This is a genomic window from Ruegeria sp. YKSD179, from assembly GCF_059612885.1.
In genome coordinates this window covers 1-16,003 of sequence record NZ_JBXWRL010000030.1, presented here as the reverse complement: position 1 = coordinate 16,003, position 16,003 = coordinate 1, and the positions used below count along the sequence as shown (strand labels likewise).

18 protein-coding genes are annotated in these 16,003 nt (G+C 52.7%); 6 read left to right on the top strand and 12 right to left on the bottom strand.

The genetic code is table 11. The features are described 5' to 3' along the window. Nucleotides 1-16: 16 nt before the first annotated feature. Nucleotides 17-1,270 (bottom strand): aminotransferase class V-fold PLP-dependent enzyme, encoded by a 1,254-nt coding sequence (locus AC2FNE_RS14455; protein WP_170606179.1) that lies wholly within the window; start codon nucleotides 1,268-1,270, stop codon nucleotides 17-19. Between the two features lie 185 nt (nucleotides 1,271-1,455). Between AC2FNE_RS14455 and modA the strand changes: the two genes are divergently transcribed. Genes modA through modC form a run of 3 tightly spaced genes read left to right on the top strand, consistent with a single transcriptional unit; the run spans nucleotide 1,456 to nucleotide 4,018 of the window. Continuing rightward, nucleotides 1,456-2,229 carry a molybdate ABC transporter substrate-binding protein gene (gene modA, locus AC2FNE_RS14450; protein ID WP_496805655.1) on the top strand — a complete coding sequence of 258 codons (774 nt, stop codon included), beginning with the start codon at nucleotides 1,456-1,458 and terminating at the stop codon, nucleotides 2,227-2,229. 2 nt (nucleotides 2,230-2,231) lie between these two features. Continuing rightward, entirely contained in the window at nucleotides 2,232-2,924 is a 693-nt protein-coding gene (gene modB / locus AC2FNE_RS14445; RefSeq protein ID WP_496805654.1) for a molybdate ABC transporter permease subunit, read from the top strand. Then, complete coding sequence (modC, locus tag AC2FNE_RS14440; protein WP_170606184.1) at nucleotides 2,921-4,018, top strand: molybdenum ABC transporter ATP-binding protein; 1,098 nt, start codon at nucleotides 2,921-2,923, stop codon at nucleotides 4,016-4,018. The genes modB and modC overlap by 4 nt, the downstream gene beginning before the upstream one ends. Here the strand turns inward: modC and AC2FNE_RS14435 are convergent. Together AC2FNE_RS14435 and AC2FNE_RS14430 are read right to left on the bottom strand one after the other, a co-directional pair. Further along, a complete protein-coding gene (locus AC2FNE_RS14435) occupies nucleotides 4,015-4,926 on the bottom strand; it encodes a Hint domain-containing protein (protein ID WP_496774179.1) in 912 nt (303 codons plus the stop codon). The two genes, modC and AC2FNE_RS14435, sit on opposite strands and share 4 nt — an antisense overlap. After that, nucleotides 4,927-5,439 carry a toxin-activating lysine-acyltransferase gene (locus tag AC2FNE_RS14430; RefSeq protein WP_496805653.1) on the bottom strand — a complete coding sequence of 171 codons (513 nt, stop codon included), beginning with the start codon at nucleotides 5,437-5,439 and terminating at the stop codon, nucleotides 4,927-4,929. Nucleotides 5,440-5,632: 193 nt separating this feature from the next. On the opposite strand from AC2FNE_RS14430, the gene AC2FNE_RS14425 reads away from it, so the two are divergent. Further along, nucleotides 5,633-6,043 carry a hypothetical protein gene (locus AC2FNE_RS14425; protein WP_170475268.1) on the top strand — a complete coding sequence of 137 codons (411 nt, stop codon included), beginning with the start codon at nucleotides 5,633-5,635 and terminating at the stop codon, nucleotides 6,041-6,043. A 3-nt stretch (nucleotides 6,044-6,046) separates the two neighbouring features. On the opposite strand, the gene hemF is transcribed toward AC2FNE_RS14425, so the two are convergent. Genes hemF through clpS form a run of 4 tightly spaced genes read right to left on the bottom strand, consistent with a single transcriptional unit; the run spans nucleotide 6,047 to nucleotide 9,133 of the window. Continuing rightward, a complete protein-coding gene (hemF, locus tag AC2FNE_RS14420; RefSeq protein WP_496805652.1) occupies nucleotides 6,047-6,931 on the bottom strand; it encodes an oxygen-dependent coproporphyrinogen oxidase in 885 nt (294 codons plus the stop codon). 5 nt (nucleotides 6,932-6,936) lie between these two features. Then, on the bottom strand, nucleotides 6,937-7,737 hold the full coding sequence (locus tag AC2FNE_RS14415; RefSeq protein WP_496805651.1) for an SDR family NAD(P)-dependent oxidoreductase: 801 nt from the start codon (nucleotides 7,735-7,737) through the stop codon (nucleotides 6,937-6,939). Nucleotides 7,738-7,774: 37 nt separating this feature from the next. Further along, complete coding sequence (locus AC2FNE_RS14410; RefSeq protein ID WP_170606192.1) at nucleotides 7,775-8,740, bottom strand: class I SAM-dependent methyltransferase; 966 nt, start codon at nucleotides 8,738-8,740, stop codon at nucleotides 7,775-7,777. Nucleotides 8,741-8,791: 51 nt separating this feature from the next. Next, nucleotides 8,792-9,133, bottom strand: coding sequence for an ATP-dependent Clp protease adapter ClpS (gene clpS, locus AC2FNE_RS14405; RefSeq protein WP_170606194.1), 342 nt, complete (start codon nucleotides 9,131-9,133; stop codon nucleotides 8,792-8,794). Nucleotides 9,134-9,225: 92 nt separating this feature from the next. On the opposite strand from clpS, the gene AC2FNE_RS14400 reads away from it, so the two are divergent. Both AC2FNE_RS14400 and AC2FNE_RS14395 read left to right on the top strand, forming a co-directional pair. Then, on the top strand, nucleotides 9,226-9,927 hold the full coding sequence (locus AC2FNE_RS14400; protein ID WP_170475278.1) for an HAD family hydrolase: 702 nt from the start codon (nucleotides 9,226-9,228) through the stop codon (nucleotides 9,925-9,927). A 278-nt stretch (nucleotides 9,928-10,205) separates the two neighbouring features. Continuing rightward, nucleotides 10,206-11,576, top strand: a complete 1,371-nt coding sequence (locus tag AC2FNE_RS14395; RefSeq protein ID WP_496805650.1) for a D-alanyl-D-alanine carboxypeptidase family protein — start codon at nucleotides 10,206-10,208, stop codon at nucleotides 11,574-11,576. Between the two features lie 70 nt (nucleotides 11,577-11,646). On the opposite strand, the gene AC2FNE_RS14390 is transcribed toward AC2FNE_RS14395, so the two are convergent. The 5 genes from AC2FNE_RS14390 to AC2FNE_RS14370 form a co-directional block, all read right to left on the bottom strand. Next, on the bottom strand, nucleotides 11,647-12,894 hold the full coding sequence (locus AC2FNE_RS14390) for a hypothetical protein (RefSeq protein ID WP_170606197.1): 1,248 nt from the start codon (nucleotides 12,892-12,894) through the stop codon (nucleotides 11,647-11,649). 149 nt (nucleotides 12,895-13,043) lie between these two features. Further along, the gene (locus AC2FNE_RS14385; protein WP_496805649.1) at nucleotides 13,044-13,805 is read right to left on the bottom strand and encodes a LamB/YcsF family protein; all 762 of its coding nucleotides are present in this window, start codon (nucleotides 13,803-13,805) and stop codon (nucleotides 13,044-13,046) included. 12 nt (nucleotides 13,806-13,817) lie between these two features. Further along, nucleotides 13,818-14,816 carry a 5-oxoprolinase subunit C family protein gene (locus tag AC2FNE_RS14380; RefSeq protein ID WP_170606198.1) on the bottom strand — a complete coding sequence of 333 codons (999 nt, stop codon included), beginning with the start codon at nucleotides 14,814-14,816 and terminating at the stop codon, nucleotides 13,818-13,820. Next, entirely contained in the window at nucleotides 14,813-15,562 is a 750-nt protein-coding gene (locus tag AC2FNE_RS14375) for a 5-oxoprolinase subunit B family protein (RefSeq protein WP_496805648.1), read from the bottom strand. The genes AC2FNE_RS14380 and AC2FNE_RS14375 overlap by 4 nt, the downstream gene beginning before the upstream one ends. A 252-nt stretch (nucleotides 15,563-15,814) precedes the next feature. Next, a partial coding sequence (locus tag AC2FNE_RS14370) for a hypothetical protein (RefSeq protein ID WP_496774174.1) occupies nucleotides 15,815-16,003 on the bottom strand: 189 nt, incomplete at its 5' end.

Genomic DNA, 16,003 nt, shown 5'->3' with positions numbered 1-16,003 from the left:
GTGCAGGTGTCTGCGCTCAGGCGCGCAAGTCTTTTAAGGCGGCAAGTAGTTGCGCGACTTCGTGTTCAGTATTGTAGTGACAAAGCGAGATACGGATACAGTCATTTAATCCCAGTGGGTCAAGTACATTTCCGCTATAATGATCAGCTTTACGGGTGTGGGTACGAATTCCCTGAGTGTTCAACTTTGTAACGACATCTGCGGATGGCATGTCTTGAACAACTACGGACACCAACCCTTCGCGAGCCGGGTTGTCCGTCCCGGCCAAAATTTTGATGTGATCCATATCTCGCAATCCAGGAAGGTTACCTATGCCGTTGATCATTGCCCCAGTCAGATGAGTTTCGTAAGCGCGGATAGCCTGCCCGGCAGCCACAATCCTGTCTCGACGGTCCGATGCGTCTGATACCTGTGAACCAACCCATTCAAAGTATTCGACAACATCTGACATTGTTGCGTAGGCCCCAGTGTCGCGTGTACCGAATTCCCATCCCTCGGCCGGTGCGTCTATCAGTTGATCATGGGGTAAAGCAGTCAACCGATCCGATATCCAGGCCACACCGTATCCGTGGCGCGAAAAAACCTTATAAGGCGAAATTGCATAGCCATCGACATTGTAGCTGTCCAGATCCATCTGGCCATGCGCTGCATGTTGAATTCCATCCACGATGATGAAGCATTCAGGGGCAACCTCGCGTATTGCATGCGCAATGGCCGCCACGTCCATGCCCATCCCCGTGACTGGCGAGGCATGCAGGACCGTCGCAACAACCACATCCGGTGTCATCAACATTCTATAGTCTTTTGCAGTGACAAGCCCGGTTGCGTCATCGTGGGGCACGTTGACATAGTTCAACCCGGCTATCTCGGCCCAACGACGCGCAGCGCTGCGACTGGCGGGGTGTTCTATGGAACTTCCGATGACTTTGCAGCCCGGCTGAGCATTGACACATGCGGTACGGATCATTCTGAACAGCAGTTCGGTTCCGCTTTCGCCCACAAAAAACTGGCCACCAGAGGCGTTCATGAAAACTGACAAATCGGCTTTGGCTTTGTTAATGATGTTGACCAATGCATGGCTGGCCACGTTGTCTCGCCCTTGATTATCGGGGATTGCAGCAAATTTTGCGGAGGTTTCGACCACTGACTTCAGCGTCAGCGCTCCTCCTGCGTTTTCAAAGAAGATGCGCGGCCCTTGAAACGGGCAAGCGTCGACATGAGCGAATCTGGCCCGGATCGCATCGATCAATTCGGGTTTCTGTTGCAACATGAGATGTTTCCTATCTTTCCTAGCTGCAGGTCAGCCTGAATTTGGTGAAGGATCAATCCAATTCGCGACAGAAAACGGTCAATATCACACTTGCACCTGAATTGGTTGTAAAGAAAGGGGTCTTGCCTGTCATGCATAGCCTCCGATATGCCCACATTGACTGCAACCAATTGAGTCAGAGGCACATGATGACCCGGGTTTTCCGTTGCCTTATTGCGGTACTTGCATTTTTTGTAGCGTCGGCAGCCCCTATCCGGGCTGGCGCCGAGGGAGTTCTGGTGTTTGCAGCGGCTAGCCTGAAGACTGCACTGGACGCCATTGTCGCGCGATATCAGGAAGAATTCAGCCAGGACGTCACTGTTTCGTATGCGGCGTCCTCTGTTTTAGCACGGCAAATTCAACTGGGCGCCCCTGCCGAGTTGTATATCTCAGCCAACCAAGACTGGATGGATGTGTTGGAACATGAAGGGTTGTTGGATTCAGCTTCGCGAATTGACTTGCTGGCCAATAATCTTGTTTTGATTGGTCTAAAAGGCGGCGATCCAATAGAAATAGAACCCACGCTGGACCTGCAATCACAATTGGACGGAGGGTATCTGGCCATGGCGCTTGTAGATGCGGTTCCGGCGGGAATTTACGGCAAAAGTGCGTTGCAGAGTCTGGGTATTTGGGACACCGTAGAGGGGCAGATTGCTCAGGCTGACAACGTGCGTGCGGCTTTGGCGTTGGTGGCAACAGGAGCATCGCCATTGGGGATCGTATACAATTCCGACGCAACGGCAGAAAATAGGGTAGATGTGCTTGGAACTTTCCCCCAGGATACGCACTCTCCGATCATATATCCGGCGGCTCTGATGCAAGCGGCGAGCGCAGACGCGCAGAATTTTTTTGAGTATCTGCAATCCGAAGCATCACAAGCGGAATTCCAGAGACAGGGCTTTACCCTGTCGGGGCAGTAATCATGGGATGGCTCGGACCTGCGGAGCTTGAAGCATTGCGCCTTTCTTTGCGTGTCTCTTTCTGGGCTACGGTGGTGTCCTTACCGTTAGGTATATTTGTGGCTTATGCTTTGGCGCGCTGGCGTTTTCCCGGGCGCCAGATTGTGAACGGGCTCGTGCATCTACCGTTGATCCTACCACCTGTCGTGACCGGTTATCTTTTGCTTTTGACTTTCGGAGTGCAAGGCCCCATTGGTCGTTTATTGGCTGAGGTCGGAATTGTCGTTGCCTTCCGCTGGACTGGCGCAGCATTAGCTGCTGGGATCATGGCCTTTCCGCTTATGGTCCGTGCGATCCGTCTTTCGATCGAGGCGGTGGATCCACGGCTTGAACAAGCGGGTTCCACCCTTGGCGCATCTAGGTTTTTTGTCTTTTTAACAGTCACTTTACCGATGATCCTGCCCGGAGTTATTGCCGGAGCAATTTTGGCATTTGCCAAGGCGATGGGGGAATTTGGGGCCACAATTACATTCGTTTCCAACATCCCGGGGCAAACTCAAACATTGCCATCGGCGGTTTACGCTTTTTTACAAGTGCCGGGGGGCGAGGCCGCAGCCACTAGGCTGGTCATTATCTCGATCGCTGTTGCCATGACTGCATTGTTGCTGTCGGAATATGTCGGTCGCCGTGCCGCGCAACGGGTGGCAGGATCATGAGCCTTTCTGTTCGCCTCCAACACCAATTGCCTGGCATAGCTTTGGACCTGAACTTTAACGCGCCTTCAGGTGTAACCGTTTTGTTCGGGCGGTCGGGATCGGGCAAAACAACGGTTGTTAATGCAGTGGCCGGGCTATTGCGACCCCGGGCTGGGCAGGTCACAATTGATAATCGAATTCTTTTCGACGCGGAAAGAGACATCTGGTTGCCGCCGCACCGTCGTCGTCTGGGATACATCTTTCAGGAAGGGCGGCTGTTCCCTCATCTGAATGTACGTCAAAATCTATTATATGGCCGCTGGTTTGCACCTCGGGGTGCACGTCGTGAAAACCCCGACCGCGTGATTGAGATGCTGGGGATTGGGCATCTTCTGGACCGCCGCCCAGCGAAGTTGTCTGGTGGCGAGAAACAGCGCGTTGCCATCGGTCGTGCGCTGCTTGCAGCGCCGCGTCTGATCCTTGCGGATGAACCTTTGGCGGCGCTGGATGACGCACGAAAGGCCGAAATACTTCCCTATTTCGAACGGTTACGAGATGAGGTATCGGTGCCCATCCTTTACGTAACCCATTCAGCCGCCGAAGTCGCGCGGCTGGCAACGTTTGTGGTAGCTTTGCAAGAAGGCAAAGTTGTTCGCCAAGGACCCGCGTCCGAGGTTCTTTCTGACCCGTCTATCGCACCCGCTGGTATCCGCGCGGTAGGTGCGGTGCTGCAGGTCCGTGTGGCCCGTCACCATGACGACGGATTGTCCGAATTAGATGCCGGCGGGGCACGTCTGTTCTTGCCCCGCATTCCTCATCAGATCGGAGAGGAGTTGCGCATACGCATCCCGGCGCAAGAAGTCATACTGTCTGATCGAAAACCCGAAGGACTATCGGCGCTGAACATTCTGGATGGTCAAGTCGAAGCGGTGCGATCCGGCGAAGGACCCGGTGCGATTGTATCCCTCAAGACTCAGGCCGGAGTAGTGCTGGCGCGCGTAACCCGTCGATCCGTTGATGTGTTGGGGTTGCAGCCCGGCAGCCATTGCTATGCCGTAATAAAAACCGTTGCCTTGGCCCCACAGGACGTTGGCGGACCAGCAGGATCAATTTAGGCCAGAGCCAACGCTTCGTGCTCTCGTAAAATCAATCGTGCGGCATGACCAAAGCCCATTTGGTTTTGCGTCGGGCGGTCAGAAAAAATGTCTGCCAATTCCTGCAAAGCGTCAGACGACAGGGTGTGTAAGGTTTCTTCGCCAAGAAACAGACTTTCGGCCTTGGCCCCTTCTGCCGTCAAAATTTCATGATGATCCATTAGAATATGCAGGTAGGTGACGGGTTCATCAGACATGTCAATTACAATGCCCGGCCATGCGCATAGATGTTTGGCGGCGACAAGTACCTCGGGCGCGCCGAACAAGATCTCGATTTTTGGGCCGCCGATCAGTATTCGGTGCTGCTGTGAAACTAGCAGATCCCTTCTGGGCAGACCGCCACCAAGACTGCCTGCAGAGATTCGAACGGGCCGCATTGCTGGGTTGCGCCTCAATCGCTCAGGGGGCAGCAAACTACTTTCTATCCAGCGGATTGGCTGAAGCCCTCGATCCGCTGTCATAACCCTGTCGCCGACAGACAGGCTCTCTATTGCAGCGATGCCATGTTCTGTTTCGATCAAAGTTCCTGCGGTGAAACAGACCCCTTCAATAGTAACGGTAATGATTTCTGGTGCCGAAGTGAAAGGAGTTGTGCCAATTACCGAGACGGTTGTTGCTGTAACTTGGACTGCGAAAGTATCGATTAGAACCTCGCCGCCATCCAGATTGTCAAAGATTGTGGGATCAACAGTATAGGTCCACTCCCCAGTATCCGGATCGACAGAAGCCGTGCCGAAAGTTGCTGGCGTTGAAATCTCCCAATCTTCATCGATGATAGTCAGCGGGCTAACTGCGTCCAAATCTCCCGTCGCCACATTTGGTGGGTCGTCCGTCACAAATCCAGTGGTGTCACCCGTTACTGAAACCATCTATGTGCCTTCCTTGCTGAGGACTTGGGCGAATTCTTTCTTGCGGTAAAATTTCATATGAACTTCACCTGCGCTATCACGAGTCCATTCCACGATTCTATTGCGGGTCATGTCGCTATCCATTCTGTTGGTGCGAACTCTTGGATGAGGAATTTCCTTTTTTAACCTTTCGACGATTTGATTGGTTTGGCCAAATGGAGCCACCAAGTCGATGATCCAAAAAGATGAGCCACAAGTGAAGTCGGCCTCTTTCAATGCTTCTTCTTTGACGGCATAGCGATATTCGGCTTCAGGATTGAGACCCGCAAACGTCACAAAACCACGCGGAAAACCATTTTGCCGGAAGATGTGATATTGCCCCAGACGAAATGGCGTTTCAAACGCGTAGAGCACTTGGCCAAGTTTGCGCCCACTATGTATTTTGGTGAGGGAGGCCAGATAGAATAGGGCACCTAGATCTGCGTATTTTTCCGGAGGTAGATCAAACCAGTCTTTTGGAAACGGTTTTTTCAAATGGCACCTAAATTAGTGGAAATATCGAACTAGTGCCCGATATCATTATCAAACAAAGGTTCTTTCCACGGGGTTTTGTCGTGCGGTTCATCAGCCTAAGCGGGTGTTTCCCCATGGGATGGAATGTCGTAGGTTTGGCGGGTTAATTGGCGAAAGCACTTAAATCCGATAATTGGCAACGGGATGTTTAGCGATGCGATCTGGCATGATTTTGACTTTGGTTGCTTTTGCGGCAACTTCCGCCTGGGGTCAAGGCGTTGGTTTTGGCTATAAACTCAGACCGCAATTCAGAACCCAGATCACACCGCTAAAGGATGGAACTTTTCAGGTGAAACCTGTCGGCGGGTCCTCCGCTGCCGTTACTTATTGGTGTGGGATCGGTGATTACGCAGTTCGTACGTTGGGCGTTTCAAACTCGCAACGGATTTATGTTTCGAAAGCCTATGAAAAAGGTGCTCGCACAGTCAATTTTTCATTCACACCTCCGCCGGGTGCGGATACCAAATCGGGATATTCCCTGACGGTCAATAGAGTCGGCGAGAATCTGTCCGCCGCTTCGGCGCAAAACTATTGTTTCGACAATTTCATAGACATGGGTTTCTAGGCGTCAGACCCATTTGGCAAGCGGTGGCAAGCTCATCAGAACGGCGTCTGGATCATGCCCGGTTTCCAGTCCGAATTTGGTGCCACGATCATAAACCAAGTTGTATTCAGCATAGAGGCCGCGGTGCACCAGCTGCGCATTTTTGTCGTTTTCAGAAAATGGCTGGGATCGGCGTTTTTCAACCAGCGGCAGATAGGCAGGTAAAAAAGCCCGGCCAATATCTTGGGTCAGTGTAAAATCGTCTTGCCAGTCGCCCGTGCAATAATCGTCCATGAAAATACCGCCGACGCCACGCGCGCGTTTTCGGTGAGGGATATAAAAATACTCATCCGCCCAGTCCCGCAAGCGTGGATAAAGTCCGGCTCCATGCGGGTCTAGGTGTGATTTCTGCGTGGCGTGAAAATGCGTGGTATCATCTTCATATTCGATGCATGGGTTCAGGTCCGACCCACCGCCGAACCACCATGCATGCGGTGTCCAAAACATACGTGTGTTCATGTGGACGGCTGGCACATGCGGGTTTTGCATGTGCGCGACCAAACTGATCCCTGACGCCCAGAATCGGGGATCTTCAGTCATTCCGGGAATACCTTTGCGCGCAGCCATGGCCTGCTGAGCACGCTCGCCAAGTGTGCCGAAAACGGTAGAGACGTTAACGCCGACCTTTTCGAATACTCGACCTCCGCGCATCACCGACATCAGCCCACCTCCGGCGTCAGATCCATCATCCGATTGTCGTTTGGTTTCTCTGATTTCGAAGCAACCGGGTTCAGCATCTGAAAACGGACCCGAATTGTGGCTATCCTCGAGGCTTTCAAACGCAGCGACGATTTCGTCGCGCAAGTGCCGGAACCATGTAGAGGCAGTAGATTTCTCGCGTTCGAACATTGGCTTTAATGAGCAGGGGCGGCGACCGGATCTAACAGGGTGCGGCCGCCGTCGATGGTTAGAATTTGCCCGGTCATGAAACCCGCGGCATCCGAAGCCAGGAATTGCGCGGTTTCAACCAGTTCAGTCGGTGCCGCGATACGAGCCAGAGGCGTATGTTTTTCGATGTCCTCCCGGAAGTCACGGTTTTCCTTAAGGGTAGACTGCAATGAGGCGCTCATTACCGATCCCAGGGCGATTGAATTTACGCGAATGCGGTTCGGCGCCAGCGCAACCGCCAACGACCGGGTCATTTGATCCAGCGCAGCAGTTGAAACTGAGTAGGCCATCAGGTCCGGATGGGTTCGGCGGGCCGCAATCGAAGACAGGTTAATTATAGACCCTGCGGGGCTCTCCTCGTTGCCATCTGCTTGTTTGATTATGCGCTTTGCGATCAGCTGGCTAAGGCGTAGCGCGGGCATTAAGTTTTGGTTCAGCAATGTTCGAACAGAATCGTCATCGGCATCAAGTGGATCCGAGGGGATTACCTGTCGTGAGCCATTGACCAGAATGTCTACCTGGTCAAATGCGTCGAGCGTTGCCGAAAGCAGGTTGGCAACGGTCAGGCGTTCACGCAAATCGCCAGCGAAATAACGGATATTGCTGTCGTCGGCATGTTCGCCCAGTTCGTTAACCAAGCGTTTTTCGTCCATATCCGCAAAAACGACGTTCGCACCTGCATCTGCGAAATGACGGCCGATGGCCAGACCAATGCCATTGGCACCGCCGGTGACGATCGCGGTTTTGCCAGCTATGGAAAAGGACATGCGCTTCCTCCTGAGTTGCGGCGCAGGTTAGCCGGGATCACCGGCGGGGGCGAGAGGCCCTGATAACTTTGAACCGATTGTCACCGGTGACTTCTTCGACGCGGGCAAAAGACTCGCTCAACGTCGCTTCGTATGGCAGATGGCGGTTTGCCACCATCCAAAGTTCGCCCGAACGCGCCAGATTGTGCGCGGCAGACCGGATAAATCCCTGACCCAATCCGGGATCAGCGTCGCGGGATGTGTGAAATGGAGGGTTCATTACAACGGCGTCCAGCGGCTCGGCAGCGGTCCATTTCAGTGCATCTGCCCAATGGAATTTTGCGCGAGGGTCTTTAACATTGGTTCGCGCGCAACACAGCGCTGCATGATCGGCTTCTACAAGGTGCAGGGTGACAAGGTTTTTATCTCTCAAGAGATGGGAAGAGAGGTACCCCCAACCCGCTCCTAAGTCGGCTACTTTGGCGCCAAGGCGCGGGGGAAGTGCCTTACTCAGCAACTCCGAAGCCGGATCGATACCGTCGGCGGAAAACACTCCCGGTACGGTATTGAACCCATCGACGGTTTGCATTTCCGGTGCGGCCCAATCGGCAAATGCCTGCTCGTCAGAATGAAACCAGAAAATTTTCCCATGGGCCTTTGATATTGGGCCTTCGACCGAAACTTTCTTTCGGATGTCTTTCAGAAGGCTGTCAATGCCATCGGTTTTGGCGCCGTCCACTACGACCAAGTGGCTGGCCCGACGACAAGCCTGACATATCATGGCTCGAGCCAACTCCTTCGAACGAGGCAAAAAGACTACAGCATCATGACACGTTGAATCAGCCTCGGCGATCGCTGCAAAGCCAATCGAAGCGAAGTGGTCGTGAAACGGCTTGAATGGTTGAACCACTTGCGATCCCAAAAATTCTTTGGGTAAATCATTGGCTGGGGTTGCGCCAATGAAGGACACTGGTTGCGACAAAGTCAGGCCGTTTTCAATGGCAAGGCTCAGGCGAGGTGACATATATGGATCCTACAAGCGTAGTGAACAAGGGTGATCAGGCTCGGTTCCGTCTCACTCTTCTCTCTCCATTGTGCATTGCAGGGGGTGCTGGTGCCGACGCGCAAAATCCATCACCTGTCCAACTTTGGTCTCGGCGATCTCATGACTAAATACGCCCACGACGGCAACGCCCTTCTTGTGAACGGTCAGCATGATTTCAAAAGCCTGCGCATGTGTCATGCCAAAGAACCGTTCAAGGACGTGAACAACGAACTCCATCGGGGTGTAGTCGTCGTTTAGCAACAACACTTTGTACAGTGGTGGGCGCTTGGTCTTTGGGCGCGTTTGCACCAGGACTGATGTATCGTCGTCCTCGTCCGATTTGTCAGACATGATCCACGGGGTTTCAATCATTTCTTGTGAGAATCCGATTCAGGCTTCGGTTTATTTCACGGCTTATATAACGTCAGTACCGTCAGAGGAAAGAGGAGCCGGGCGGATTCGAGATGGATGAGAGATTGACCACCATCGGTTTTGATGCGGACGACACGCTGTGGCACAACGAACGTTTCTTTCAACTGACACAATCACATTTTGCAGATTTGCTGGTCGATTATGCTGAACGTGATCACCTGATGGATCGACTGTTGGCTGCGGAAAAGCGTAATATTCGGCACTATGGCTACGGGATCAAAGGTTTCACCTTGTCGATGATTGAAACCGCAATCGAGGTGACTCGGGACAAAGTACCCGCTTCGGTTATCCGGCAGCTTATCGAAGCCGGACAAGATATGCTGGCACATCCGATAGAGCTTTTGCCGTATGCCCGCGAAGCGGTCGAGGCGGTAACCGGGACCTACAAGGTGGTATTAATCACCAAGGGTGATCTTATAGATCAGGAAAGAAAACTGGCGCAATCGGGCCTGGGTGACCTTTTTGACGCCGTGGAAATCGTATCGGAAAAGACGCCGGATATTTATCGTGCTGTTTTCACGGAACATGGCGATGGGCCGCATTCCGCAATGATGGTAGGCAACTCGATGCGATCCGACGTGGTGGCCCCCATTCTTGCAGGGTGCTGGGGCGTGCATGTACCTCATGGTTTGGTTTGGGAGGTTGAACAGGCTGATACACCTGAGGACAATCCCCGTTATCGAGCGCTGACCGACCTAGGGGAGTTGGACGGCTTAGTCCAAGCGATACGATGATGTTGCTAATTGGTCCCAGTCAGAAAATTTTTGCCATGGATGAAACACAGTTTCAGTAGAAATCCTCGGTTTAGTAGATTGTTCCTCTCGGGACACAACATATAGGACTGATGCGACCTATCTGGGATCACCTCTCTCAGAGCTTTCGGTTTATTTCAGTACGACACTGTGCTAGCCTTGATCCAATTAATAATTAGACACGCTGACCGGGAAAACTCGGCGGCTCGAGGCAGACAGAGGCAAAGATCGTGCAGGTTCGGCGGACAGCTCCGGCCCGGATGGGCTTACTTATAATTTTAGTGTTATGGGTGTTTTCTTTTGCGCCATTGCAAGCTGTGGCGGCGCCATACGCAGCCATGGTAATTGATGCACGTACAGGAGAGGTGCTGCATTCCCGCAACGCGGACACCAGGTTGCACCCGGCATCTTTAACCAAAATGATGACGCTCTACATCGCTTTCGAGGCGGTAAGAAACGGCGAAATAACTCTTGATACGCCGGTACGCATCACAAAGAAGGCGGCCTCCGAACCGCCTTCGAAATTGGGGTTGCGGGCGGGGCAAACCATCGCATTCCGCTATCTGATCCGAGCGGCTGCTGTTAAATCGGCCAATGACGCGGCTACTGCCATCGGAATAACTCTGAGCGGGTCCGAGGCAGCGTTTGCCCGCAGGATGACACGAACCGCCAAAGCGATGGGGATGAGCCGTACTACGTTCAAGAATGCGCATGGCCTGACTGAAGCGGGGCATTTGTCGACCGCGCGGGACATGACCACATTGGGGCGTCACCTGCTGTACGATTACCCGCAGTATTACAATCTCTTCTCACGTCAATCCACTCACGCCGGAATCAAAACGGTTCCGAATACCAACCGTCGCTTGCTTGCAGCCTACAAGGGAGCTGATGGGATCAAGACCGGTTACACTCGCGCTGCAGGGTTCAATCTTGTTGCTTCGGCCAAACGTAAGGATGAACGGATCATCGCGACCGTCTTTGGTGGAAAATCCGGTGCTTCACGAAATGCGCGTGTGGCAGAGTTGTTGGATATGGGTTTTCGTCGTGCTCCTTCGCGGGCGCCAATCCGCAAGCCATCACGTCCTAAATATGCCGGTAATGTCGGTTTGGGAGAATTTGCCAAAGTTGCTGGCCTAACTGGGGCACCAGTATCCAGCTTGCGTCCATTGCTGCGGCCACGTCCGAACGCTGCGATGCAGGTTGCAGGAACCGTGGCGGAAACGGCTGCCAAGAACGGCGCCCGCATTCAGGATGGAATCGCTGCTGCAATAGCTGCCGCAGACATCAAATCAAATGACGATAATAGTTCAGAAGATGTGGTGCTGGCTTCTATAGAAACCGCGCCTCAGCCAGAACCAGAACCAGAAGTCGTGACGCGATTGTCGACCTCTGGGGGACATTTGTGGGGCGTAAACGTGGGCCGTTATACGACCCGCTATGAGGCCGAGAAAGTTCTTCTAAAAACTGCGCTTTCCGAGATGACGACGCTGGAAGGAACCCTGCGCAAGGTAAACCAGAGCGCAAGCGGATTTGACGCTACGTTTCAAGGTATGACCCGCGAACAAGCCGATCTGGCCTGCCGCAGGTTACAGGCCCGCAATGTCACATGTTTCATGATAGGGCCGTCATAAGGCCTGGTAAACTACCACTCAAGGACACTGGCTGTGAGCGTGAGTTCACAGCCATTTTTGATTTAGGCTATCAGTCGAATACATGTCCGTGTTGGTATTGCTCGTCCTGACCTGCGGCAGCGGTCAAGGCCGCGACGTTGTCCTTGGTGAAGAAACCATCATAGTGATGACAGCGCTCGATATACTCGGTAATCAGCAGAGTGTTTTTCGAGTGTTTAGAGAATATTTGTTTCAGGTTGGGATCATCTTTGCACTCACCCACTACGTGCGCCAAAAACGGAACGCCCTTGTCCTTGAGCGTATTGACTACAAAGTCGACGTTCTTCTCACCCGCGCCATGATCTCCGTCCTGAATTTCGACAGCCATGTGATGTAGGCGGCGACCGAAGTTGCGAACGAAATCCTCGGTCGGCATCGGCAGTTTGGCAAATGAGTTCACAAAAGATGGAGTATTGTTCGCAGTGAACACTTTGGCAGGAGACTTTTTGTCATCATCGACATTTGGGTTTCGGTTTACGTTTGTAGACGAATTCATGTCGAAAATATTGTAAGCACCCCAAAAATAGTAGGGCACCATCGTCAGGAATTCGAGGATTGCGTCCTCTCGCTCGCCAGCCAAAACACGGGTGGCCAAATGATCGATTCCCAGCATCAGAGGTGAGATTTTGCTTTCCTCGCCAAAGCCCGCAGCCTCTTCTAACCGCGCCGTTTCCGACGCGCTCAGCAACACGCGGTCGCCCAGACCAAGACCGTCCGGGTCGTTGAAATCCAACGTCGAATAGCCGACGCGATTGCAGGTGAAATCAGATGGCGTCGTGAACCGGAAACCGCTTTGAGTGTAAAACGGGTTTTCCGTGTCGCCGTGATATTCGAAACGAATGTTTTGCTCTTCCAATGTGCTGGTAAGAGCTTCCAGATCGACGGCACCGAACACTTCGCCGACATAACGTGTTTGTGGTGTACCACGCGCCAATGGATACATTTGGTTAATTCGCGGGATGAAATCTTCGAATTTATCGCTGAGTGGCGCCATCACGATCAGTGCCGGATAGTCCGGGTGTGAATGCATGACCGCGAATTTGTGTGTTTTGCCCAGATAGCTGGCTGTGTGCCTGTACGGAGTCATCACGTAAAGTTCGACTAATGTGTCGAACAATGACGCTGGTTCGACTTGAATGATAATCGCCCTCATCGGTCCGACTTGATCAGCAACGCCGGAACTATTCCGTCGCTCATAGATTTTTGGAAGATATTCAGCAAAGAAGTCAGAGTTTTTCTTGTCGCCTCTGGGCTGATAGGACATCAGATCGAAAGACATTTTCAAGTCTCCTTGCTCAGCGCTGGTCGGATCAGGATCGGATCGCCTGGATTTCTAGTAATCTGAACATGCTCATTCACACATGCTAGGGGTGGAAATTTCCCTGCGCAACAGCAGGCACTTAAATCCTAAAGATTGAACCCGGTTTTCTATTTGGTGAATTTCGTTACCTCGACGCCACCCTGAATCAAACTTTCTCGCACCGAACGGGCAATCTGAACTGCAGTGGGTCCGTCTCCGTGTAGACAAATGGTGTCGATCGACGTCTCCAATCGCTTCCCACTTTCCGTGATTATTGCACCTTCGTTCACCATTTTCAGTATTCGTGGGCCAGCAATGCCCGGTTCGTGAATAATAGCGCCGGGTAAACTACGATCGACCAAAGTACCGTCGTCGTTGTATGCGCGATCAGCAAAGATTTCGCCTACCCATTTGCAACCCAGCTCACGTACGGCCTTTTCCTGTTTTGTGACAGCAAGAACCATGATGATGATGTCAGGATCAACATCCAAAGCGCCCTGATAACAGGCACGCGCCATGTCTACGTCGACCGAGCACATGTTCGCCAACGCCCCATGCAACTTGAGGTGTCGAACATTTGCCCCCACGGCCTGGGCCATTCCCTGCGCCGCGCCCAACTGATAGCGCACAAGGTTGCGCAAGGTTGGAAGCGGTATCTTCATGTTTCGGCGGCCAAATCCCTGAAGATCGGGAAACCCCGGATGGGCTCCTATTCCAACACCTTGTTCTTTGGCCACCGCCATGGTTTTAGCCATAACGTCGGGGTCACCCGCGTGTAATCCGCAAGCAATGTTGGCTGATGTTACAATCTTCAATAGGTTTTCGTCATCCCCCATGTTCCATGGGCCAAAGCTTTCACCCATATCGGCATTCAGATCAACTTGGGGCATTGTCAAACCTCCTTATTCATTGGCAGAGACCATTCCGCTGATCAATTGGTAGGACAGCAGGTCGGGGATGTCATACGGATCACGTATCAGCGGTTCGACGCGCGATGGTAGCTTTGACAATTCGGTCAGGTACGTACCTTGCAGTATCAAAGCTTCGTCCAGTGAAACAAATTCAAATTGCACTTTTGCTCCTGTCGGAGTCTGAGCCGCGCGCGGCAGATCACAGGGTATGACAGTCGCGATACGCGGATACCCTCCGGTCGTCTGACATTCAGGAAGCAGTATGAAGGGATTTCCTGAGCCGGTCATTTGGATATCGCCGGGCGTTATTACCTCGGACAAAATGTTTAGTTGCCCTTTGGCGGAAAAGCCTTCTCCCTCACTGTCTAGTTGCATCCCCATCCGGTTGGCGCGTGCGCCACGTTCAAATTCTGTCCGCGCGAACCGATCCAAGATTGTTTTGTCGAACAAAGGGGTTTGAAAGCTGGGCACAACCCGCAGCGTGCCCCCCGTGAATCTGTTTGCCGTGTGCAGCTTAACAGCAGCGTCGCCCGTAACCGGGTTGCAACGCAATTTATCCCCGACCTTGACCGCCTCACCGATATCCGCAGTCAAATGGGCTGACCGGGAACCCAGAAAGCGATCAGTTGTGAAGCCGCCGCCAACATGCAGATAACCATAGTTGCCTTGCTGAACAGCACCGATTGTCAGCTGCTGTCCTTTGAGTAACGGGTGTGACGCGTTCCATACAACGGGGTTGTCGTCTATGCTCGCGAACATTGGGGCCCCGGTCAAAGCAATCCAGATGTTTTGAGTTGCCTCAAACACACCACCCATACCGGCCATTTCCAAAGAGGCGCAACCCGGGTTTTGACCAAGCAGGGCAGCGCCTTCGTGCAGTGCGAGCTGGTCCGCCGCGCCTGAACGTGACAATCCTTGGTCCAGAAATCCGGGACGACCAAGATCCTGTATGGTGCAAGCGGGACCGACGCTGTGAACGAGCAGGCTCATGCGTCGATATCCTCACAAATCGCGCCGCCGGAACCGTCTGAATTCTTGCTTTGAATTTCTATAAGTTGCTCTTTGGTGATAGGTTCGAACAACATTTCGTCACCGGGGTTCAATGCAAAGCTCTTCTCAGCCTCTGGGCGAAAGCAGCGAAACGCAGTTTGACCTACGTGACGCCAACCGGTTGGCTTTGGTCCTGAAAACAAGACCAGTTGCGAGATGGCCAGAACCAGTGCTCCTTCGGGAACCATCGGGGTTAGGTCTTTTAACCGTGGAATATCAAACTCCGGCCCCAGCGGGCCTAGATACGGTTGACCCGGCGCAAATCCTATTGTGAGCACCCGCACCCGGGTTCGGCTAAGACGTGCGATTGCCTCTTCGGGCGTAAAACCTGCAACTTTAGCGGTTTCGTCCAATTGAGGAGCAAGGTCGGTGCCATAAACAGTCGGTACACGCCAGAGCTTTCGACCAGAAGGAAGCGGGGCATTATGCCAGTAGCGCGCGTCCAAAACCTGCCGCAGCAAGTTAGAAATATCAGCGTGCGTCACCTTGGCCGTATCAATCCGGATATACGTTGAAGCCAAGGAGGTCGAGGTTTCTTCGACGCCATTCCAGTTCAGGTTTTCTATCTCGCTTCTCAGCGCTAGTGCAGCGCGGTTTGCGTCTTCTGACATCTTATCTGCGAAAGTTACAAGAATACCGTCGATGCCAACGGTGCGAACCTGTGGAACAAGCGGCTTCTGTGTCATTCGTCCTCGGAGTTTTTGCGGAGAGTTGTCTCGCGGTTTGAGATGAACTCATCTTGGGCTCAGACGCAAGCTGTTGGGTTTAATTGCGGTGACGGATTTTGAATTCGTACTTTCTCAAAATGAGTCTTGAGAAGGCCAATTTCGAAGGAGTCTTGTATGCGGCCCTTGTTGTTACCCAACATGTAGTGACCGCATTTCGCCTGAGATTTTGCCCATGAGTGCCCTACACATTTTTTACAAGGAAACTGAATGCTATCTTGGTACTTTTTCATTTTCTAAAACTTTGAAATTAAATGATAAATTACAAAAAGGCAAAAAAAATGCTCTGCATGTCTTTTTCTTCTTGCGGAAGTATTGAGTTGGGCTTAGAAGGCGCTTCACCGGGTCTTTATGGGTTTGGTGACGGGCTGGAGAGTTGGCTGGACGCATCGGAGAGACGGT